Genomic DNA, 19,978 nt, shown 5'->3' with positions numbered 1-19,978 from the left:
CATGTTTTCTCGCATCTTTATCGCCAGACCACGCCTGGCGGCGGTGGTTTCCATTCTCATGACGATCGCCGGGCTGATCTCCCTTTTTAATATCCCTGTAGCCCCTTATCCCCAGATCATGCCGCCGGAGATTCGCGTTTCGGCCTTTTATCCCGGAGCCAGCGCCCAGGTGCTGTCCGAAACCGTGGCCGCCCCGATTGAAAAAGAGGTCAACGGGGTCGATAACATGCTGTATATGAGCTCCAGCTGCTCCGACTCGGGTTCCTATTCCCTGAGTGTGACCTTCGCGGTGGGCACCGACCCCGATATCGACCAGGTCAATCTTCAGAACCGGGTGCAGCTGGCAATGCCCAAGCTGCCTGCCGAGGTGGTCGACCAGGGGATCGACGTGCGTAAGCGCTCCTCCGACATGATGGCCGCCGTCAGTTTTTTTTCTCCCGGCAAGAGTCGGGACATGCTGTATCTCAGCAACTATGTCGACCGCAATGTTCGTGACTCCCTGGTTCGCATCAGCGGGGTCAGCGATGCTTTCATTTTCGGGGAGAAGGAATACAGTATTCGCATCTGGATGGACCCCAAGCGCCTGATCGCGATGGGACTGGCTCCCGAGGATATCATTGCCGCCATTCGCCGGCAGAACATTCAGGCGGCGGTGGGCAGTATCGGCCGGGAACCGGTGGCCGCCGGTCAGCAGGTGCAGTATACCCTGCAGGCCAAGGGACGTCTGACCGAGGTTGATGAATTCCGTGAGATCGTTATTCGTTCCAGTCCCGCAGGCGGTCTGGTGCGGCTGCGGGATGTCGCCGAGATCGAACTGGCGGCCAAGGATTATGGTCATCAGTCCAATCTCAACGGGACTCCGGCGGCGACCATCGCGATCTATCGGTCTTCGGGCGCCAACGCCCTGAATACGATGCAGGAGGTCAAGGCGGAGCTTCGGCGCATCGCCGAACGGATGCCCGAGGATGTTGAATATCAGATCATTCTCGATACCACCGAATATGTCGAGGCGGCGGTTGAGGAAATCGTCCTGACCCTGTTACTGACCGCCTTCCTCGTTATCCTGGTGGTTTATATCTTCTTGCAGGATCTGCGTGCCACCCTGATTCCGGCGGTGGCCATTCCCGTTTCCCTGATCGGCACCGTCGCCGTGCTGTTGGCGCTGGGTTATAACGCCAACACGATTTCCCTGTTCGCCTTGATTCTGGCGATTGGTCTGGTCGTCGATGACGCCATCATCGTCGTAGAAAACGTTTACCGGGTGATGGAGGACGAGCAGCTCGGCGCCCGGGAGGCGGCGCTGCGGGCCATGTCCCAGGTTACCGGGCCCATCGTCGCCACGACTTTGGTCCTGTTCGCGATTTTCGTGCCGGTGGCCTTCATGCCGGGGATTACCGGGGAGCTCTACAAACAGTTTGCGGTAACCATTTGTACCTCGGTGCTGATCTCGGCGATTTGCGCCCTGACCTTGAGCCCGGCCATGTGCGCGACCTTTCTGCGGCCGCCGAAAACCGTGCGCCGCGGCCCCTTGGCCTGGTTTAACCGCCTGCTCGAAGGCTCGCGTAAAGGTTATGTCGCCGGTTCGAACTGGCTGCTGCGGCATCTGCCGGTGGTCGGGTTGATTTTTGTCCTGATTATCGGTGGCACCTGGTACCTTTTCAAGGTGCAGCCGACGAGTTTTCTGCCCCCCGAGGATCTGGGTTACTATTTTATCAATGTCCAGCTGCCCGAGGCCGCCTCGCTGGAACGGACCGAGGCGATCGTTCAGGATGTCGCGCTTCAGGTCAAGGCCATTGACGGCGTGCGTGATTTCATAGGGGTCAGCGGTTTCAGCCTGCTCAGCGGTGACGGCAACAATGTCGGGCTCGGCGTGGTGATTCTGAAGCCGTGGCGGGAGCGCAAGCGTTCTGAGCAGAAGATTGAAGCGATCATCGGTCGGACTCAGGGGCTTCTGGCGGCAATTCCCGGAGCCAATGGTTTTGCCTTCGCGCCGCCGCCGATTAGTGGCCTGGGCACCAGCGGCGGCTTTGATTTCCGTCTGCAGGCTCTGGAGGGGCAAAGTCCTCAGGAACTCTACGGCGCGACGATGGCGATGGTGCTAGCCGCGAACCGGGATCCGGCTTTGCTGCGGGTCTTTTCCACGTATACCGCCGGCACGCCCCAGGTGTTTATCAATGTCGACCGGACCCGGGCCGAATATCTGCGCGTGCCGGTCAGCCGCATCTTCTCCACCCTGCAGAGTCATCTGGGGTCGAGTTATGTCAATGATTTTACGCTCAAAGGGCAGGTTTACCAGGTCAAGATTCAGGCCCGGGCCGAATATCGTGATGAATTGGCCGACATTAACCGCCTTTATGTGCGCAGCGACACTGGCCACATGGTGCCGATGCCGAGTCTGGTGACGATTTCCAGTGTGCTGGGGCCGCAGAATGTGGAGCGTTATAATCAGTTTTACAGCACTCAGCTCAATGGCGGTGCGGCACCGGGTTTTTCCTCCGGGCAGGCCATGGCGGCGATGGCCCGTATCGCCGCGGAAACTTTGCCCCAGGGCTATGCTTACGAGTGGTCCGGAATGTCCCTGCAGGAACAGAAGGCCGGCGGTCAGGTGGTCGGTCTTTTTGCTCTGGCCCTGCTGTTTGCCTATCTTTTTCTGGTGGCTCAGTATGAAAGCTGGAATCTGCCGTTGTCGATTATTGTCTCGATTCCGGTGGCGATTTTCGGGGCCCTGGGCGGTCTGTGGCTGTTTGGCTTTCCCCTGAGCATCTACGCTCAGGTGGGCCTGGTGATGCTGGTGGGGCTGGCGGCCAAGAACGCCATCCTGATTGTCGAATTCGCCCAGGAACGCCGGGAAAACGGTCTCGGCGTACTCGAGGCGGCGGTGGACGGTGCCAAGATTCGTTATCGGCCGGTACTGATGACCGCATTCACCTTTATTCTGGGTGTCGTCCCGCTGGTTATCGCCACCGGCGCCGGCTCCGGCAGTCGGAGGGCCATCGGGACGACCGTGTTTTTCGGAATGTTGATTTCGACCTTGTTCGGCATCTTTCTGATTCCGGCGCTCTACTACGTTTTCCAGTCGGCCCGTGAAAAAGGCAATCTCTGGCGGCAGCAAAGGAGCGCCCGGCATGAGCGGTCTTAAGATGAAAATGAGAAAGTGCTGTTGGCTGAATTTGTTGGGGCTGTTTTTCCTGCTGTCCGGCTGTGTCGCGGTGGGCCCCGATTATGTTCCGGTAAGCCCGCCGGCGCCGGCGCAGTGGCTGGGAGGCGGTGAAGACGGTTTACGGGCGCAGGCAAGCGATGAATCGGCGTTGGCCTCCTGGTGGGCCGTGCTTGAAGATCCCCTGCTGAGCGAACTTGAAACCCGCATGCTGCGGGGTAATCTGAGTTTGAAAGAGGCCGTGCAGCGTGTGCGGGAAGGCCGGGCGCGGCGCGGGGTTGCGGAAGCAAAACTGTGGCCTGAGCTGGAGGTCGCGGGCTCGGTGATGACCCGGCGCGACAGCGAGCGCTCCGGTTCCGGCCTGGAGCATGAACTGTATGCGGCCGGTTTTGACTCCAGCTGGGAGCTTGATGTTTTTGGCGGCCGGCGTCGCGGAATTGAGGCCGCCAAGGCCGAGCTGGCTGCCGACGAAGAGGGCTTGCGCGATGTTCTGGTCAGCCTGACGGCCGAGGTCGCGTTTAATTACATAGCCGTGCGCACCTACCAGGCTCGAATTCTGGTGGCGGAAGCCAACCTGGTTGATCAGCAGCATACCTATGAGCTTAACCGGTCGCGTTATGAGGCTGGTTTGCTTGATGAACTGGCGGTGCAGCAGGCGCGCTACAACCTTGAACATACCCGTTCCCGCATTCCGGCTTTGCGCGCCGATCTGACCGCGGCGGAAAATCGCCTGGCGGTCCTGTTGGGGGAAAGCCCAGGCTCGCTGGCCGCGCAATTGCGCGAACCCAGACCGGTGCCGGTGCCGCCGCCCTCGGTCGCGGTCGGGGTTCCGGCTGAAACCCTGCGCCGGCGGCCCGATGTTCGTCGGGCCGAGTGTGAACTGGCGGCTCAGACCGCCCGCATCGGCGTGGCCACCGCCGAGCGTTACCCGAAATTTCATCTGCTGGGCAGTATCGGTCTGGAGTCCTTGCAGCTGGGTGATTTGCCGGAATGGGCCAGTCGGGCCTGGCTTCTGGGGCCTTCGATTTCATGGCGGATCTTCGATGCCGGCGCGATTCGTCGAGACATCGAGGTGCAGACCGCCCGTCAGGAACAGGCTTTGCTGCGTTATGAAGCGGCGGTGCTCGGGGCTTTGGAAGAGGTGGAAAACGCTCTGACGGCCTACACCCGTGAACAGTTGCGACGCGATGCCCTGAATCTGGCGACCACGGCTGCCGGTCAGGCCGTGTTGCTGGCCCGGGATCGCTATCAAAGCGGCCTCGAGGATTTCAGCAACGTTCTCGACGCACAGCGCTCCCTGCTTTCTTTTCAGGATGAACTGGCCGTCAGCGAAGGCGCGGTAGCCGTTAACCTGGTCAGAATCTACAAGGCCCTGGGCGGCGGCTGGCTGCCGCCGGAGGAAGGCCAATAGCATCCATCGCCTTGTTTTCAGGCGTGATAAATGCAGTGCTAAGGAAGCGCGGGCCCTGCGGAACCCCAAGGCGGTCGTCTTGCGGTTCGTCCAAGGACTCAGCTTGGGTTGTGGTCTGGTTAAAAGCGGAAAATAACCCAAGGTGGCCAACCATCAGCGAGAGAGGGAAGACAGGATGTCGTAATTTAACGATGTTTCGGTAGTCAGGGAAGCCAATGTCTATTTTGACGGCCGGGTGACCAGTCGCACGGTGCTCTTTGCCGATGGCTCGAGGAAGACCCTGGGCATCATGCCGCCCGGAGAGTACGATTTCGCTACCGAGGCCGCCGGGCTGATGGAGATGCTCTCCGGAGAACTTGAGGTGTTGCTTCCCGGCCAGGACTGGCGGGCGCTGCGGTCCGGCGAGAGTTTCTCGGTTTTGGCGCGATCCAGATTCGGCTTGAAAATCAGGCGCATCACCGACTATTGCTGCAGTTTCCTGGGTTGAAAATCGAAAGGCCGTGGTTATGCGCCGGTGTTGTCCGGCCGCCGGGTGGGGAGCGGCGTTCGCCCTGCCGGTGAGGTCAGGGTGACGGTTTCATCCGGTTCTCGAACAGGTAGTAACCTTTAGGGAGCATGATTTTGACTTGACAGTCATCGCTTCCATCTTCAGTTTCAGGTGTAAATTGTGGCTTGGGGCGCAAGTCTTTCCCCCGGCTTGCCTGATCGGTAGTCTTCTGAACTCAGCCCAACCCCAGCAGACCTCTGCAAAAGACAAAACCGTAGCCCGGATGACAACCTCCGGCGCGGGCACCGCGGCCGTGGTTTCCGGCGAAAACCGGGCGGTCTCCCCGGCCCCGGCCGCGAAGCCGTTAACGTTCGTGTTCTGTAAAAACAGAGTAAATCATTTTATCAGGCCTATCTCGCCTTCGCATGGGACAGCGGCGCCTTCAAATATCTTTCGATCGACGGTCTGCGCTATTCGCGCGGCATTATCATGAACCATGTCAACAGCGCGAACCCCGACCCGATTTTTTTCCTGAAAAAGAGCGGGGAATCGGGGGTCGAACTGAACGAGCACTTTGGCCTGGAGATAGCCTTTTATCCTCCCTCCGAAGACAATCTTGGGGAATTCAAACCCTTTAAAGTGGTTGTGGTCAACCGCGATAACAAGATTGTCGATTCCGGGGAGGTTGTCAGTCGCATGAAAAGGTTCAGGTTGAACCGTTAATCGTCTTATCCGCTCAGGCAGGAGCTTGACTTCGCGGAGGGCGGGAGACCGGCTTCGCCATTCAGGGGGTTTTATGAAAAAAGGTTTTCTCCTGCTGGTCTCGGCGGTCTCGGTCGGCATCGGTTTCGGTTTGCAGAAGATCTTTTCCAATCTGATTTCGGGCCTCATTCTGCTTTTCGACAAGTCGATCAAGCTGGGTGACACCCTGCAGATCGGCGAGATTTACGGCACGGTTACCTCGATGAACGCCAGGTTTGTTTCGGTGATGAGCCGGGACGGTCGGGAACATCTGATTCCGAACGAGAAACTGATTGTCGATGAAGTCACCAACCTGACCTACAGCGCCCGTCATTTCCGGCTCGCAATCCCGGCGGAATCGCCTATCAAAGTGATCTGCCCAAGGCTATGCGGCTGATGGAAGAAGTGGCTCTCGGGGTCCCTCGCGTGCAGGCCCGCCCGGCCCCGGAAACCTGCCTGAAGGGTTTCGGCTCAAACAGCGTCGACCTCGGGCTCAGAGCCTGGATCATCGATCCGGAACAGGGCCTGGTCAATGTCAAGAGCGCCATTCTGGTCACTATCTGGGAAGCCTTTCACGAACATGGCATTGAAATTCTTTTCTCCCAGCATGATCTCCATATCAAGGAGTTCCCCCTGAAAGCCTGAAATCTTAGCTTGAAAAGCGTCGCGAGGGAAATATCTGAGCCGCAAACAGCAGGTGTTTTCGGTGTCTGTGGCAGGAAAAGCGCCGGCGAGACGGGCCTGAGCCCTTGATCTTCAGCTCGGGGTATGCTAACTTCGCCGCGCTAAAGGACCGCGGGGGGCCGAAAGAGTCTTCTCATGGGGCCGCGGTTAATTAATTGGTTCCGGCGCAAAGTGGCCCGGGTTTGTCGGGTGCTGTACGTCGTGCGGTGAAGGCGGGTGCTGTCATGCAGGGAATAAAACCGTTAAGCGATTATCTGATCGGGGAAGAACCTTACTATTTGCCGGTGGCCGATGAAATCGGGCTTTTCGAGGCGGCGGTGCGGGAGCGACTGCCGGTGATGCTCAAAGGTCCGACCGGTTGCGGCAAGACCCGTTTTGTCGAGTACATGGCCTGGCGTTTGCGGCGGCCACTGGTGACGATTTCCTGTCACGAGGACCTTTTCGCCGCCGATCTGGTCGGTCGCTACTTGTTGACCGGGGACGAGACCGTCTGGATGGACGGCCCCCTGACCCAGGCGGTGCGCGGCGGAGCGATTTGCTATCTCGACGAGGTGGTTGAGGCCCGTAAGGATACCACCGTGGTCATTCATCCCCTGGCCGACGATCGACGCCTGCTGCCGATCGACAAACGTGGCGAGCTGGTCAAGGCGCACCCCGATTTTCAGCTGGTGATTTCTTATAACCCCGGCTACCAGTCGGTACTGAAGGATCTCAAGCAGAGTACCCGCCAGCGTTTTGTCGCCGTTGCCTTTGACTATCCCGCGCCAGCGGCCGAGAGCGCGATTGTCGCCCAGGAAAGCCGGATTGCTTTGGAACTGGCGGCCCGTCTGGTTCATTTAGCCGGGAAGATCCGCCAGATTCGGGAACAGGGCCTGGCCGAAGGGGCGAGTACCCGGCTGTTGATTTATGCCGGGCAGCTGATGCGTCGCGGCATCGATCCGGCCCTGTCCTGCCGCAGCGCGATGGCTCAGCCCCTGACCGACGATCCCGGTCTTCTGGCGACCCTGGATGAACTTATTTCCGATATCTTTCTCTAGGTCGGCAGCGCCCTTCAATGGACCTGGAAAATCAAGCCCCCTTGTTCGTCGCGCTGGATCCGCTGTATCACGGTCTTCCTGAAGGCGCAGAAAAACTGCGTCTGCGGCTGGCCGGGCTGGAGACGCCGCTTTTGCCGGCACTGGTCAACCGGCTGGCCCGGGCGGTCGCCGCTTTTCATGCCGTGCGGGCCGAGCTGGGACCGGTCCTGGTAGAGGGGGTCTGCCGTTTATTGTCTGAGGCGCCGGCGGCCAGGCGGGAACGCTGCCTGGAAGACTATCTCGAGGCCGTGACCGAGGCCGGGCGTATCACGTTGCTCCTGGCCCAGGCGGTGGCGGAAAAGATGGTTCCGGTCTGCGCCGCCGAAAAGCCCGCGCTGTATCACCGGACCATGGCTTTGTTTCGTGATCTCGGTCCCTGGGGGCCTTATCCCTGGGGGCAGGTGGCCAACGGTCTGCTGAGCGTGCTCGAGGTCGGCGGCGCGGAAACCGCCGGGCTTTATGTGGATATGATTGCTGCCGCGTTGTCACAGGGGATTGCTGAAAAAAAACTGATTCGTCTGGTGGAACAGCTGGTTGCGGGCATCAAGGGCATGGCCGCGGGCAAGCGTTTTTCGCAGACAAAGGTGCTGAAGCGCGTCGTGGAGCTTGATTACGAGCTGGGGCGCTCTTATCTGCTCGGGCTGGAACGCGGGCTGCGCTTGTTGCAAAAGGCCGATCTTGAGAGTTTTGTCGAGACCGCCTTGGCCGGGGTGAATCAGGGCGAGCGCCGCCGTCGTTTTCTCGCTCTGGAGGCGAGCGCGGCTCGGGAGCTGCATCGCCGTCAGCAGACAATGGCGACGCTGACGGCCCAGATTCCGGAACTGCAGCGCTATCTGCGGGCCCGTGGGGGCCGCGCCCTGGCGGTGCGATCGCTGAGTGAAATCCCGCCCAGCCCGGTCGACCGCCCGGCGGCGGTCTGCACGGATGGGGTTACCATTTATCTGCCGGCGGAAATGGAAGCCGGCCGCGACCTGGCCGCCAATCAGAATCTCTATCGCCTGCTCGCCGGTCTCGAACTGGCCTGGCTTGAAGCCGGCAGTTTTGCTTTTGATTGTGGGCGTTGGCAGCGGCTCCACGGCCCGCGCCCGACCCAACATGAAATTCCGCCGGCCTTCGCCTGTTCCGACTACTACGCCTTTTTTGCCCTGTTTCCGGTTCCCGCACTCGCGGAAAAGCTTTTCAACCTGGCTGAATTTGTCCGGGTGCGGGCTTTTCTGCGGCGTCTTTATCCGGGCTTTGCCCGGCGGGCCGCCGCCCTGCTGACGCCGGTGGCGGAGGAAACCGCCGCCCTGACGCAGGCGGCCGCGCTGAGTGCGGAGCTGGAGCGGCAGGCGGACGCTCTGCATCAGCCGGAAGCCCTGGTCGAGGCCTCCGCCGATTGGGTGGCGGCGGTCTATGACCAGGTCGCGGCCCGGCCGGAAGGCGTGGCGGAGCTTCTCGCCTTCAGTTTTCCCTGGCAGCGCGGACTGCGTTTTGATCTGGTCTACCTGGCTCGGGCCGCGACCGAGAAAAAGGCTGCGGCCTGGTGTCGCCGGCTGGCGGAACAGGGGGTCGGCGTCGACAAGACGACTATCCGGGAAATCCTGGCCGACGAAAAACAGATTCTGACGCCGGAGCTCTTGCGTCGCCGGCTGGAACAAAGCGGGGCTTTGTATGATCACGGGGGAGGCCGGTTGCTTAAGTTGCCGCCCGGGGTCAGGCTGAACGAGCTGCTGCCCCCAAACCCCGCGGCGACGCTCGCCGGCGGACGCGATGAACCGCTGCCGACCTTCTGGTATGATGAGTGGGACTATCGTCTGAACGATTACCTGCGTCATCGGGTCAAGCTGCTTGAACATCGCCGGGTCGGCGGCGACGAGTTTTTTTACGCGGCGACGATCGCTGACTCCGGCGGTCTGATTCGGCGCATTCGGCGCAATTTCGAACTTTTGCGGCCGGAAACCATGCAGATTCTGCGGCGCTGGCCGGAAGGCGAGGCTTTTGATTACGACGCTCTGCTCGAATATGCTCTCGATCGCCGCCGGCGCCTGACCCCGTCCGAGCGGCTCTACCGTAAACGCCTGAAGGTCGAGCGCGATGTCGCGGTCTTTGTCCTGGTTGATCTGTCCAGCTCAACCCGCAAGGCCGTGCTGGACGGCGGCGGCAAGACGGTGCTGGCGGTGGAGAAGGAAGCCCTGGTGCTGTTTTGCGAAGCTCTGGAAAAGGTCGGCGACCGTTATGCCCTGGCCGGTTTTTCCGGCTCCGGTCGGCTGGCGGCGGAATTTTTTTATCTCAAGGATTTTACTGAAACCCTCGGCCCTGAGGTCAAGGGCCGCATCGGTGGCGTGCGCCCGGAAAAAAACACGCGCATGGGGCCCGCCATCCGGCATGCCGCTCAGGCTCTCAAGAGCTGTCCCGCCCGGGTCAAACTGATGATTATTCTGAGTGACGGCCTGCCCAATGATCAGGATTACAGCCATGAGTACGCGATTGCCGACAGCCGCAGCGCCATTCGCGAGAGCCGTGCCGCCTTTATTCACGTCCACGCGATTACGGTCAACGCCGTTAATTCTCCCCATCTCGACAACCTGTACGGTGATGTGCATCATACCGTGATCGCCGATGTCAGGCAGCTGCCCGATAAACTGCCCCGGATTTACCGGGCCCTGACCCGGCCTTGAACGCGCTTTCTTATGCGGGCTCCAACCCTTCGGCCCCAAGGCGTGCGGCCGGGGCTTTGGGGCGGCGGCCTGGCGTGAAGGTTTGCGCCGTCTGGCGGCGGCCGCACCTGGGTTCGGTTTACGGGCGCGGCGGTTTGGCCGGACTCGATCTGGAAGCTTGCTTGCGCGGGCGGCTGGACTGGGAACAGATAAAAGAACTTGAGAAACCGGCGCCGCTCACCTATAAGCTGAATTCGGGCCGGCAAAGGCCGCCCGGAGATTTTTTAAGTTGACGAACCCGTCGCTTTGTCTTAGTTTGCCGGTGGTGGACCGGCAAGGTGGCCCCCGCTCGGCGGGGCGGCGGCCCTGGTGCTTGAGGATCTGGCGCTGGCCGAGGGCCGGGGGGCGCTCATTCTGGGAGAAGTTGCGGGCTATGGTTTTTCCTCGGATGGGGCCCATCTTTCCGTGCCGGACGGCCACGGTCTGGCCCGGGCCATGCGCCGGGCCCTGGCGGAGGCCGGAATCAAGGCGGAAGAGGTTGATCTGCTGCTGGCGCACGCCACCTCAACCCCGGCCGGCGACGCCGCCGAGGCCGAGAATATCAGACAGGTTTTTGCCGGCACCCGACCTTGGGTCGGTGCGCTGAAGGCGATGACCGGGCACGAACTCTGGATGGCCGGCGCGGCGACCGCGGTTTACGCGGTGCTGATGGCGCGGGGCGCTTTCATGGCGCCGACCATTAACTTTGCCCGCACCCGATGCGCGTCGCCGTCCCCGCCGCCGGTGCCGGCGGCCTTCGCCGGCAGTCTGGGGCAGGTTCTGGATGAACTGCGCATCAACGGTCGCCTGCGGTCCCTGCTGGAGGTGCATTGCCTGCTGCACGGGGCCCTGCCGGGTGAAATTCCCTTTGCCCTGCATGCCGGCGTGGTGGGTGGTTATTACGGGGCGGCGCATAGTTTTAAAGGCGGGGGGCGGCGGTTGGCGCAAGCTTTTGTCGCCGCCCTGCGAGGCTGCGGGGTCGAGCTGTTCTGCCGTCATCAGGTCAGCGCCATCAAATTGAGCCCGGCCGGAGCCTTGACCGGGGTGCGTTGCGCTAACGGGGTCGAGCTGGATGCCGCCGGAGTGATCGCCACCCTGCATCCGCGCGCCTTGTTGCCCTTGCTGCCAGCCGCGGCCTGGCGTCCGGCCTATCGCAAACGGCTTTTGCAGCTGCGGGAATCGGTCGGGGCCGAGATTGTTTTTCTGCATCCGTCTCCGGCAAAAGCCACGGCGCGGGCCGAAAAAAACCTTTCCGGCGCCACCGTTTCCGGGTTCCGAAGCGGTTTGCCGGGACGGAATTACTTTTTTTTGCCGGAGTCCGGCGGTAAGCTGTTCGATTTTACCCTGCCGCCCGGTCGGCGCCTGCTGTATCTCAATCTGATGGCCTCCGAGATTGCGGGGACGGGCTTGCGGGGCGGCATCACGGCGGTGTTGCCGACTCTTCCCGGGTCGGCCGGGTCTGAGGCAGAAAGTCAGACCGCCTACGCCGCCCGCAAGGAGCGGCTGGGAGAGGCGGTGCGGGAACGTCTGCTGCAACTTTTGCCGGAGCTGGGCTCCGGGTTGAGGGTTGCCTGTGTGGCCACCAATCGCACCCTGCGGCGGATCAACGCTTCCGCCACCGGGTCGCTGTACGGCGTCAGACATCAGGTTGGGCAATATAACCCGGCCGCCCGGACCAGGCTTGCCGGGCTCCTGCTGGCCGGTCAGGCGACCGCCGCGCCGGGTTTACTCGGGGCCCTGATTTCCGCTTTTCCGGCGGTGGGCGAGGTTGTCGGCCAGGCGCGGCTGCGGGAGTGGCGTGAGAGGATGGTATGCGACGGGTAGCGATTACCGGAATGGGGGCGGTTTCCCCGTTTGGCCGCGGTGTGCCGCGCTTGCTTCAGGCCCTGGCCGCGGGCGAGAGCGCGGTGACCTCGGTTCCCGGACTGGCGGCTTACGGCGGCCTGCGGACGCAGTTGGCGGCGCTGGTGCCCGACGTTAACGGTCGGGAAATCGCTCGCGCCCAACGGCGCTCCATGTCACGGCAGTCGCTGTTCGCGGTGCTGGCCGCGCGGGAAGCCCTGGACCAGGCGCGGCTGCCGGAAAGTCTTTATGCCGACGGCGAGTGCGGGGTCGCGATCGGGAGTACGATCAGCAGTCTGGAAACCAGTGAAAGCTTTTTTGCCGACTATCTGGTCGATAAAAGTTTCGCGCGCATGAAAACCTCGCTCTTTTTTAAAACCATGAACCATTCGGCGGCTGCCAACGTGGCCCAATATTTCGGTCTGACCGGGCGTCTGCTGGCTCCGGCGGCGGCCTGCGCCACCGGTTGTCAGTCCCTGGGCTACGCATACGAGATGATCGCCGGCGGCCTGCAGCAGGTCATGGTCTGTGGCGGAGCCGAGGAGTTTCACTCGCTGGCGGCGGCCACTTTTGATTTGATGAATGCCGCTTCCGTTGGTTATAATGACAATCCCGCCGCCGCCTCCCGGCCTTTTGACCGCTGCCGCGACGGCGTGGTCTGCGGTGAAGGCGCCGGGATTCTGGTTCTGGAAGACTGGGAGGCGGCTCAGGCGCGCGGGGCGGAAATTCTGGCCGAATTGCGGGGTTTCGCCACGCTGACCGAAACCGGCAGCATTGCCGAGCCCAGTGCGGCGGCCATGCAGAAATGTATTCGCGCGGTGCTGGCCAATGCCGGAGTGCCGGCGTTGGCGATTGGCTATGTCAACGCGCACGCGACCGCCACTGAAAAAGGCGATCTCGCCGAGGCCGCGGCGCTGGCTGAAATTTTCGGGTCGCGAGTGCCGATCAGCAGTCTGAAAGGCCATCTCGGCCATACCCTGGCGGCCAGCGGCGCACTGGAAACCATCGCCACGGTGGCGATGCTGAATCGGGGTGAATTCTGGCCGACGCGTAATCTGGAGGAGATCGATGCCCGTTTTGCCGGGCTTCATCTGCTGCAGAGGGTGGAAAAACATGATGCGGTTCTGGCTTTGAAAGATAATTTTGCTTTGGGCGGAGTCAACTGCTCGTTGGTGCTGGGCGGCGGCCGGCATTGATATCAATGGATTTTTGGGGATAACATGACGGATACGGAAATCATCTCTCTGGTCAATCAAACCCTGGCCGAGGAGTTTGAACTGGAGGAAGCGGCGCTGCGGCCCACAGCCGAGATCTTCGCTGATCTTGGGCTCGACAGCCTTGATATTGTCGATATGGTCGTGGTTCTGGAAGGCGCTTTCGGCATCAAGATTCGGGATGCAGAGGGCCTGCGCGAGATTCGGACCCTGGGTGATATTCATCGTTTCGTGCTCGCGCGCAAGCGGAAAAGTGAAACCTTGGTTCCTTGAGTCGCGTCGGTATTTTCGAGCCGGCGGTCGGGGAGAAAACCGCGCCCGCCTCCTGCCTGAGGGTTGTTTTAATGAACCTCTGGGTCTACCCGCTGTTGGCGCTCTGGACCTTGTGCGGTCTGTTGTTGGTCGCGCCCTTGTTGCTGCTGCTCTGGAAGGCGGTCACGGGCTGGTCACGGGCGCGCATCGTGCGCCATTCTATCTGGTTTTACGGTCGCGGCTGGATGCTGCTGGTCGCGCCCTTCGTGCGTTTTGAGGTCGATGGTTTCTCAGCGCCCGAGGCCGGGCCGGTGCTGTACGTGGTCAATCATCTTTCCTTTTTTGACACCTACTGCATGGCGGCGCAGCCGCACAGCAATATTGCTTTCGCGGTGCGCGGCTGGCCCTTTCGCCGGCTTTTCTGGTATACGGCTTGCGTGCGCCTGGCTCGTCGCTATCTGGAGGTGGAAGGCGCGCCGTTCGACGACCTCCTGGTCCAGGCGCGGGAAATTGTTGCCGCCGGCGGCTCGCTGTTGTTTTTTCCGGAGGGGCATCGCAGCCGGGACGGTGAACTGCAGCGTTTTTATTCCGGGGCTTTTTTACTGGCCTTGAAACTCGGGCTGCCGGTGATTCCCCTCTGTCTTGTGGGTACGGATTGTTTGCTGCCGCCGGGCCGCTGGTTGCTGCGACCGGCCACCATTTGCCTGCGGGCTCTGCCGGCCGTTGATCCGGCCGATTTTACCGGGCCCGAGGGGCATCGCCGCCTGCGGCGGCAGGTAAAGGAAACCATGGCCCGTGAGTTGGCTCGCCTGCGACAACCCTCAGGCCCGTCGCAGTGAGGGGGCGCTGGGATCAGGCTTGCGCCCCATTTTTCAGCGCGGTCGCGGGGCGAAAAGAGAGGCCTTTTCCCCTCTGAACCGCAAGCCTGGGCGAGAAGCCTTTGCCGTAACAACGGAGAAACAATGATGGACGGATCGATCAAGCTTCTGCCGGCCGCCCGCATGCGCGCCCTGGATGAACGGGCGATTCATGAAATCGGCATTCCCGGAGTGGTCCTGATGGAGCAGGCCGGTCGGGGCGCCGCGCGGCTGATTGAGGCGGCGGGCTGGTTGCAAAGTTTCGACGATCAGGTGTTGCTGCTGGCCGGCAAGGGCAATAACGGCGGCGACGCCCTGGTGGTTGCTCGGGTGCTGCTGCTGGCCGGTTATCGCCGGCTGCGGGTGTTGCTGCTGGCTGCCGCCGCCGCCGTCGGCGGCGATGCGAAAATTAATCTGGAGGCCTTTCGGCGGCTGGGCGGCCGGGTCGACGAGATTACCGACACCCAGGCCTGGCGGGCGCGGTCGGGTCTGTTCGAAAACAGCCGGTTGTTGGTCGACGGCCTGCTCGGAACCGGTCTCAACAGTGAAGTCGGCGGGCTTTACGCCGAGGCTATCGCGGCCGGCAATGCCTTTTCCGGTCCGGTTCTGGCGCTCGACATGCCTTCCGGTCTGCATGCCGACAGCGGCCGTCCTTTGGGCCGGGCCCTGCGGGCCACGGTCACGGCGACCTTTGGTTTCGGCAAACCCGGGTTGTTCATCTATCCCGGCCGTGAATACGCGGGCCGGGTGGAGATTGTCGATATCGGCATTCCGCGCATCTGGGCCGCGGCCGAACCGGAGGCGGTGACGTTGCTGACCGCCGCTTATGTCGGCAAGCTACTGCCGGAGCCGGAGGAGAACGGGCATAAAGGCCGGCGCGGTCATCTTCTGACCCTGGCCGGGGGGCCGGGAAAATCCGGGGCCGGACTGCTGGCCGCCGGGGCCGGACTGCATTGTGGCTGCGGTCTCAGCACCCTGGCCTTGCCGGCGACGGTCGCGGCTCGGCTGGAAGGCCTAAATCCGGCCCTGATGCTGGAGGCCCTGCCGGAAGACGCCGCCGGTTTCCCGACCCCGCTGCCGCCGGCGCGACTGGAACGGCTGGTGCGCGGGAAGAGCGCGTTGGCGATGGGTCCGGGTCTGGGACTCGGGGATGAGGCGGCGGTTCTGCTCGCCGGGCTGCTGCGGCAAAGCCCGCTGCCGGCGGTACTGGACGCCGATGCCTTGACCCTGCTCGCCCGGTCGCCGGAAATCCTGCCGCCGGCCCGGCCGCGGACGATTCTGACGCCGCATCCCGGCGAGGCGGCCCGCCTTCTGGGCAGCTCGGCCAGTGCTGTTCAGAATAACCGTCTCGCCGCCGTGCGGGAACTGGCGGCGAAATTCGGGCTGGTGGTCGTGCTTAAGGGCGCGGGCACCCTGATCGCCGAGGCCGGCGGCGGTCTGGCCGTCAACCGCAGCGGCAACCATCTGCTGGCGACCGCGGGCGCGGGCGATCTGTTGACCGGTATGATCGGCGCTTTTCTGGCCCAGGGGCTGTCGGCGCGGGCGGCGGCCGAGGCCGGGGTTTTCCTGCACGGGAAGATTGCCGACGAGCTGCTGGCGGCCGGTCGGCACGGCGGCGTTACCGCCTGCGAACTGGCCCGGGCCCTGCCCGTGACCCTGTCCGGCTTCCTGCGGGAGCGGGCGAAAGAGGCGAAAAAGTCCGTCCCCGAGGGGTTTTCAGCGCCGGGGTCGTCATCATGAAGCGATTGCCGGCTTCATCCTTTTTGAGTTCTTCGCCGGCCGAGACCCTGGACTTTGCCGAAGCCCTGGCGCGTGGCTTCGTGGCGTTAAAGCTTTACATCGTCACCCTGCGGGGCGATCTCGGAGCCGGAAAAACCTGGTTCACCAAGGGCCTGGCCCGGGGCTTGGAGGTCGCCGACTGGTATTATCTCAACAGCCCGACCTTTACTCTGATCAACGAGTACCAGGGGCGTCTGCCCTTGTATCATTTTGATCTTTACCGGCTGAGCTCTGCCGAGGAGCTTTTTGAGCTGGGTTTCAATGATTATCTCGCCGCTCCCGGAGTGCTGGTGATCGAATGGCCGGAAAAGGTCCTGGATTTGCTGCCGACGACGAATCTGATCGGCATTGAAATTGAAATTCTGGAAGCAGAAAAACGCCTTTTCCAGGTGCGGCGGGGCGTTTTGTGATGCGGCCCGCCGGGATGCGGTTGCCTTGTCCGGCGGAGGAACTGATTCCCCATCGCCGGACCATGCTGCTGGTCGATAGCCTGCTGGCCTGTGATCCCGAGAGCGGTCGGGGCCGGGTCGCGGCCGGTGCCCGGGTCGCTCCGGTCTTTGTCGCCGAAGCGGAGCGGTTGGCTGAGGTCGTCCTGCTGGAAATGATGGCCCAGGCCTATGCCTGTCTGCAAGGCTACCGGGATCGTCTGGCGGGCCGGGCCCCGGGGCTGGGCTTTCTGGTCGGAGTGCGCCGTTTTTCCTGTATGCGGAAGGCGTTTGGGGGCGAGGCGCTGGAGGTCGAGTCGAGGTCGAGACCCAGGCCCGGGTGGATGATTTTTTCGTGGTCGCGGCCCGGGTCACGGCGGGGGAGGAAACCTTGGCCACAGCCGAATTGAAGCTCTGGACGCCGCCGGGGTCGAGTCTGCCTTGAAGGAGTTTGCCGTGGCCGGTAATCTGAGCCGGTTTTGGGGGCCTTTGTTTTTGTTTTTGAGCCTGGCCTGCCTGGGCGCTTCGGCGGCTTTCGCACAACCGGGCGCGTCGGAGCGGCTGACGCTGGAAGGTTTTCAGCGGCGTCTCGAAGCGGCGGCGGCCGGGTTCTCTCCCTGCGGCTGACCTTCGCCGCCGACTGTCGCCATGTCACCCGCCTGTTGATCAATGAAGCCGGCGGCGACTATACGGTCATTAATTTTCAAGCCGTCGAGATCAACCGCCCCGAACCCTGAGCGACCGCGCCTTTTTTCGCTCCCTTGCCTTTTTAAGAAACGCCTGTTCATGCGAAACGATGGCGAAAATTTTTTTTACGCGTCGGCTGGAGCGGCTTTATGCCGGGGTGGCGGCGCGGCGGCGGCTGTATGCCGGGCTGGGGTTGCTGTTGCTGGCCGTCGGCTGGTTGTTTTTCTGGCGTCTGCCTCTGAGCACCGACGCCGCCGCCCTGTTGCCGGATCGGGGCGGCCGGGCGGCGCTTGATTTCAAGCTGCTGTCCCAGGCTCCCCTGGCGCGGCGCATCGTGCTGCGTTTGCGCAGCCGCACTGCCATCGAGCCCGCAGAGCTCTTGCAGGCCGCCGACGCCTTGGCCGCCCGCCTGCGCCCGCCGTTGTTCACCCGTGTGCTGGGCGGCCCCGGAGAGGGGCGCGAGTCAGCCTTGCTGGCGTTTGCCGGCAGTCAGTGGGCCAATCTTTTTAACGCCGCGGATTATGCTGAAATCGAGGCTCGTCTGAGTGGCCCGGCCCTAAGTGAAGCCTTGGGCCGGGCCCGGTGGGAGCTGCTGCAGCCGACCGGCTTTCTGCAGAAAGAGATGATCCTAAGCGATCCCTTGGCTTTGCGCGAGCTGTTGTTTAGGCGTTTGTCGGGACTTAATCCGGTTGCCCGGGGGCGGCTGCTGCAGGGACGTTTTCTCAGCGCCGACGGCCGTGAGACCCTACTTTTTCTGGAAACGCCGGTGCCCTTGACCGATTACGCCGGCTCCCTGCGGCTGTATCGGGAACTGGAACGGCAAAGCGCCGCGCTGCCGGAGGGGCTGACGGCGACAGCCGGCATTGGCCATCGTTACACGATCGCCAATGCCGGCGCCATTCAGCGGGATATGGTGGTGGTGCTCGGGGCTTCGCTGGCGGCTTTAAGCCTGATTTTTCTTGTCTTTCTGCGTTCCTGCCGGGCCCTGCTCGTTTTTTTTGCTGCCGCTTGCGGTCATGGGTCCGGCCCTGGCTCTGACCGGCTGGGTCGGCGGGTCGCTTTCCGCGATCACCGTGGGTTTCGGCGCGGTGCTGCTTGGGGTCGGCGTGGATTACGGCCTGCATCTTTATTTTGCCCTGCGGGCGGCGGACCAGTCCGCCGCAAAAACCGTGGCCCGGCTGGCCGGTCCCTTGCTCGGAGCCGGGTTGACCACGGTCGGCGCTTTCGCGGTCCAGCTTTTTTCCAGCCTGCCGGGGCAGCGGCAGCTGGCGCTGTTCGCCGGAGTCGGAGTATTGCTGGCCCTGTTGCTGGCCTTGTTGGTGCTGCCGCATTTTCTGGGGTCCGGGTCGCCAATGCCGGCGCCGCCGGTCGCGGCCCCGGTCGCGTCGGGGCGGGTCCGCGACCGGCGGCTGCTTTTTGCCTGGGTTCTCGGCCTGGGTTTGCTGGCCGGACCGGCGGGCCGGATTGACTGTGTCGGGGATCTGCGCGAGGTCAATCTGGTGCCGGCGGATTTGCGGCGGGCGGAGGCCGAGCTGCGGGAAGTCTGGGGGGATCTGCGCGGTCGGGCCCTGGCTTTCGCTCGGGGGCTCGATCTTGAAGCGGCTCTGACGGCCAATGAGCGGCTGTACGAACGGTTGCGCCGGGAATTTTCGGCGGCGGAAATCGTCAGTCTGGCGCCGGTGCTGCCCGGACTTGAGGCGCAGCGGGAAAACCGACGGCGCTGGCGGACGTTTTGGTCGCCTGAGCGCTTGGCCGGGCTGCACCGGGAGCTGGCGCGGTTGGGCGCGGAATTCGGTTTCGCCGCCGACGCTTTTCAGCCTTTTTTCACCGCCCTGACGCAAGCGCCGCCGCCCCTGACTCGGGAGTTCTGGGCGCGGGCGGGATTTTCGGATCTGCTGGAGGTCTTGCTGGCTGAAGGCCCGGATCAGGTGACGCTGTTGAGCCTGGTTCCCGATCGTCCCGGCCTGCCGGCCCTGATTCCCGAAGCGGGGCCGGCCTCGGCGCTTTACCTGGTTTCGCCGCAGGCTTTCAGCGCCGAGGTCAGCGCGGTGATCGCCGCCGATCTCAAACGCTTTATCGGGTTGGCGCTGCTGAGCGTCGGCCTGATCCTGCTGCTGTTGCTGCGTCATTTGGGCCAGGCGCTGCTTGCCCTGCTGCCGGTGTTGGCCGGTCTGCTGACGATGTTCGGCGGCATGGGGGCCCTGGGACTTTCCTTTAATCTGTTCAACCTGGTCGCCGTGATTCTGCTGATCGGTCTTGGGGTCGATTACGGCATTTTCATGGTTTACCGGCTTTATCACGGCCGCCGGGCCAGCACCGAACGGGCGGTGCTGGTTTCCGGCCTGACCACGCTGGCCGGTTTCGGCGTGCTGGTTCTGGCCCGTCATCCGGCGCTGCATTCAATCGGCCTGACCGTGCTGCTCGGGGTCGGCGGCGCCCTGCCGACCGTTCTCTGGGTGCTGCCGGCTCTGCAAAGAAGGCTGGCGGCCGCGCGTTCCTAGTCGCAGCCGCGCCCGACGCGGTAGGGCAGGGTGACCTCGCTCCAGCCTGAGGCGTTTTTCAGAACCGTCTAGTTATGACAACCGAAATTTGACCAGTTGTGATTATCGAAAATTGATCACCCTGATTGCAAGATAAAGTTAAGCACTGATGTTCATGGTTAAATTTTAAGTTTGCTTATTGGTAATG

At 62.6% G+C, this 19,978-nt stretch carries 18 protein-coding genes and 1 pseudogene; 18 read left to right on the top strand and 1 reads right to left on the bottom strand.

Features of this window, described 5'->3' with window-relative positions; genetic code table 11:
* Position 1: 1 nt before the first annotated feature.
* The 17 genes and pseudogenes from ENN66_07675 to ENN66_07595 all read left to right on the top strand — a co-directional run bounded on the left by ENN66_07675 (position 2) and on the right by ENN66_07595 (position 17,340).
* On the top strand, positions 2 to 3,139 hold the full coding sequence (locus ENN66_07675) for a multidrug efflux RND transporter permease subunit (protein ID HDS16468.1): 3,138 nt from the start codon (positions 2 to 4) through the stop codon (positions 3,137 to 3,139).
* Entirely contained in the window at positions 3,126 to 4,568 is a 1,443-nt protein-coding gene (locus ENN66_07670) for an efflux transporter outer membrane subunit (protein HDS16467.1), read from the top strand. Before ENN66_07675 ends, ENN66_07670 begins: the two co-directional genes overlap by 14 nt.
* A gap of 175 nt (positions 4,569 to 4,743) precedes the next feature.
* Positions 4,744 to 5,055 (top strand): annotated as a pseudogene (locus ENN66_07665) (pyrimidine/purine nucleoside phosphorylase).
* 489 nt (positions 5,056 to 5,544) lie between these two features.
* Complete coding sequence (locus tag ENN66_07660) at positions 5,545 to 5,778, top strand: hypothetical protein (GenBank protein HDS16466.1); 234 nt, start codon at positions 5,545 to 5,547, stop codon at positions 5,776 to 5,778.
* Between the two features lie 73 nt (positions 5,779 to 5,851).
* Entirely contained in the window at positions 5,852 to 6,193 is a 342-nt protein-coding gene (locus ENN66_07655; GenBank protein ID HDS16465.1) for a mechanosensitive ion channel, read from the top strand.
* Positions 6,184 to 6,441, top strand: a complete 258-nt coding sequence (locus tag ENN66_07650) for a mechanosensitive ion channel (protein ID HDS16464.1) — start codon at positions 6,184 to 6,186, stop codon at positions 6,439 to 6,441. Before ENN66_07655 ends, ENN66_07650 begins: the two co-directional genes overlap by 10 nt.
* Positions 6,442 to 6,704: 263 nt before the next feature.
* Positions 6,705 to 7,517 carry a CbbQ/NirQ/NorQ/GpvN family protein gene (locus ENN66_07645; GenBank protein HDS16463.1) on the top strand — a complete coding sequence of 271 codons (813 nt, stop codon included), beginning with the start codon at positions 6,705 to 6,707 and terminating at the stop codon, positions 7,515 to 7,517.
* Positions 7,518 to 7,534: 17 nt separating this feature from the next.
* Positions 7,535 to 10,216, top strand: a complete 2,682-nt coding sequence (locus ENN66_07640) for a VWA domain-containing protein (protein ID HDS16462.1) — start codon at positions 7,535 to 7,537, stop codon at positions 10,214 to 10,216.
* A 74-nt stretch (positions 10,217 to 10,290) separates the two neighbouring features.
* Positions 10,291 to 10,488: a hypothetical protein gene (locus tag ENN66_07635; GenBank protein ID HDS16461.1), complete on the top strand. Its 198-nt coding sequence runs from the start codon at positions 10,291 to 10,293 to the stop codon at positions 10,486 to 10,488.
* Between the two features lie 73 nt (positions 10,489 to 10,561).
* Positions 10,562 to 12,058 (top strand): hypothetical protein, encoded by a 1,497-nt coding sequence (locus tag ENN66_07630; protein ID HDS16460.1) that lies wholly within the window; start codon positions 10,562 to 10,564, stop codon positions 12,056 to 12,058.
* Positions 12,046 to 13,272 (top strand): beta-ketoacyl-[acyl-carrier-protein] synthase family protein, encoded by a 1,227-nt coding sequence (locus ENN66_07625; protein HDS16459.1) that lies wholly within the window; start codon positions 12,046 to 12,048, stop codon positions 13,270 to 13,272. Before ENN66_07630 ends, ENN66_07625 begins: the two co-directional genes overlap by 13 nt.
* Before the next feature lie 24 nt (positions 13,273 to 13,296).
* On the top strand, positions 13,297 to 13,563 hold the full coding sequence (locus tag ENN66_07620) for an acyl carrier protein (GenBank protein HDS16458.1): 267 nt from the start codon (positions 13,297 to 13,299) through the stop codon (positions 13,561 to 13,563).
* 71 nt (positions 13,564 to 13,634) lie between these two features.
* The gene (locus ENN66_07615; protein ID HDS16457.1) at positions 13,635 to 14,381 is read left to right on the top strand and encodes a 1-acyl-sn-glycerol-3-phosphate acyltransferase; all 747 of its coding nucleotides are present in this window, start codon (positions 13,635 to 13,637) and stop codon (positions 14,379 to 14,381) included.
* Between the two features lie 123 nt (positions 14,382 to 14,504).
* A complete protein-coding gene (locus ENN66_07610; GenBank protein ID HDS16456.1) occupies positions 14,505 to 16,139 on the top strand; it encodes an NAD(P)H-hydrate dehydratase in 1,635 nt (544 codons plus the stop codon).
* Entirely contained in the window at positions 16,136 to 16,588 is a 453-nt protein-coding gene (tsaE, locus tag ENN66_07605; GenBank protein ID HDS16455.1) for a tRNA (adenosine(37)-N6)-threonylcarbamoyltransferase complex ATPase subunit type 1 TsaE, read from the top strand. Before ENN66_07610 ends, tsaE begins: the two co-directional genes overlap by 4 nt.
* Positions 16,585 to 17,013, top strand: a complete 429-nt coding sequence (locus ENN66_07600) for a hypothetical protein (GenBank protein ID HDS16454.1) — start codon at positions 16,585 to 16,587, stop codon at positions 17,011 to 17,013. Before tsaE ends, ENN66_07600 begins: the two co-directional genes overlap by 4 nt.
* A 69-nt stretch (positions 17,014 to 17,082) precedes the next feature.
* Positions 17,083 to 17,340, top strand: a complete 258-nt coding sequence (locus ENN66_07595) for a hypothetical protein (GenBank protein HDS16453.1) — start codon at positions 17,083 to 17,085, stop codon at positions 17,338 to 17,340.
* Between the two features lie 97 nt (positions 17,341 to 17,437).
* On the opposite strand, the gene ENN66_07590 is transcribed toward ENN66_07595, so the two are convergent.
* Positions 17,438 to 17,653 (bottom strand): hypothetical protein, encoded by a 216-nt coding sequence (locus ENN66_07590; protein HDS16452.1) that lies wholly within the window; start codon positions 17,651 to 17,653, stop codon positions 17,438 to 17,440.
* 596 nt (positions 17,654 to 18,249) lie between these two features.
* Here ENN66_07590 and ENN66_07585 point away from each other — a divergent pair.
* Complete coding sequence (locus ENN66_07585) at positions 18,250 to 19,791, top strand: hypothetical protein (GenBank protein ID HDS16451.1); 1,542 nt, start codon at positions 18,250 to 18,252, stop codon at positions 19,789 to 19,791.
* Positions 19,792 to 19,978 lie beyond the last annotated feature (187 nt).

The sequence above is a fragment of the Pseudomonadota bacterium genome, from assembly GCA_011049115.1.
Lineage (GTDB): Bacteria > Desulfobacterota > Anaeroferrophillalia > Anaeroferrophillales > Tharpellaceae > DSCM01.
The sequence above is the reverse complement of the archived record's forward strand: the minus strand, read 5'-3'. Positions and strand labels throughout refer to the sequence as shown.

Excerpts from the sequence above, each read along its gene's own strand:
- ENN66_07640 (HDS16462.1), top strand. The coding sequence starts at position 7,535 with ATGGACCTGGAAAATCAAGCCCCCTTGTTCGTCGCGCTGGATCCGCTG.
- ENN66_07625 (HDS16459.1), top strand. The coding sequence starts at position 12,046 with ATGCGACGGGTAGCGATTACCGGAATGGGGGCGGTTTCCCCGTTTGGC.
- ENN66_07660 (HDS16466.1), top strand. The coding sequence starts at position 5,545 with ATGAACCATGTCAACAGCGCGAACCCCGACCCGATTTTTTTCCTGAAA.
- ENN66_07615 (HDS16457.1), top strand. The coding sequence starts at position 13,635 with ATGAACCTCTGGGTCTACCCGCTGTTGGCGCTCTGGACCTTGTGCGGT.
- tsaE (HDS16455.1), top strand. The coding sequence starts at position 16,136 with ATGAAGCGATTGCCGGCTTCATCCTTTTTGAGTTCTTCGCCGGCCGAG.
- ENN66_07675 (HDS16468.1), top strand. The coding sequence starts at position 2 with ATGTTTTCTCGCATCTTTATCGCCAGACCACGCCTGGCGGCGGTGGTT.
- ENN66_07645 (HDS16463.1), top strand. The coding sequence starts at position 6,705 with ATGCAGGGAATAAAACCGTTAAGCGATTATCTGATCGGGGAAGAACCT.
- ENN66_07670 (HDS16467.1), top strand. The coding sequence starts at position 3,126 with ATGAGCGGTCTTAAGATGAAAATGAGAAAGTGCTGTTGGCTGAATTTG.
- ENN66_07610 (HDS16456.1), top strand. The coding sequence starts at position 14,505 with ATGATGGACGGATCGATCAAGCTTCTGCCGGCCGCCCGCATGCGCGCC.
- ENN66_07620 (HDS16458.1), top strand. The coding sequence starts at position 13,297 with ATGACGGATACGGAAATCATCTCTCTGGTCAATCAAACCCTGGCCGAG.
- ENN66_07655 (HDS16465.1), top strand. The coding sequence starts at position 5,852 with ATGAAAAAAGGTTTTCTCCTGCTGGTCTCGGCGGTCTCGGTCGGCATC.
- ENN66_07650 (HDS16464.1), top strand. The coding sequence starts at position 6,184 with ATGCGGCTGATGGAAGAAGTGGCTCTCGGGGTCCCTCGCGTGCAGGCC.
- ENN66_07590 (HDS16452.1), bottom strand. The coding sequence starts at position 17,653 with ATGGCAGTGCGGCTGCGCAAACGCAGCACGATGCGCCGCGCCAGGGGA.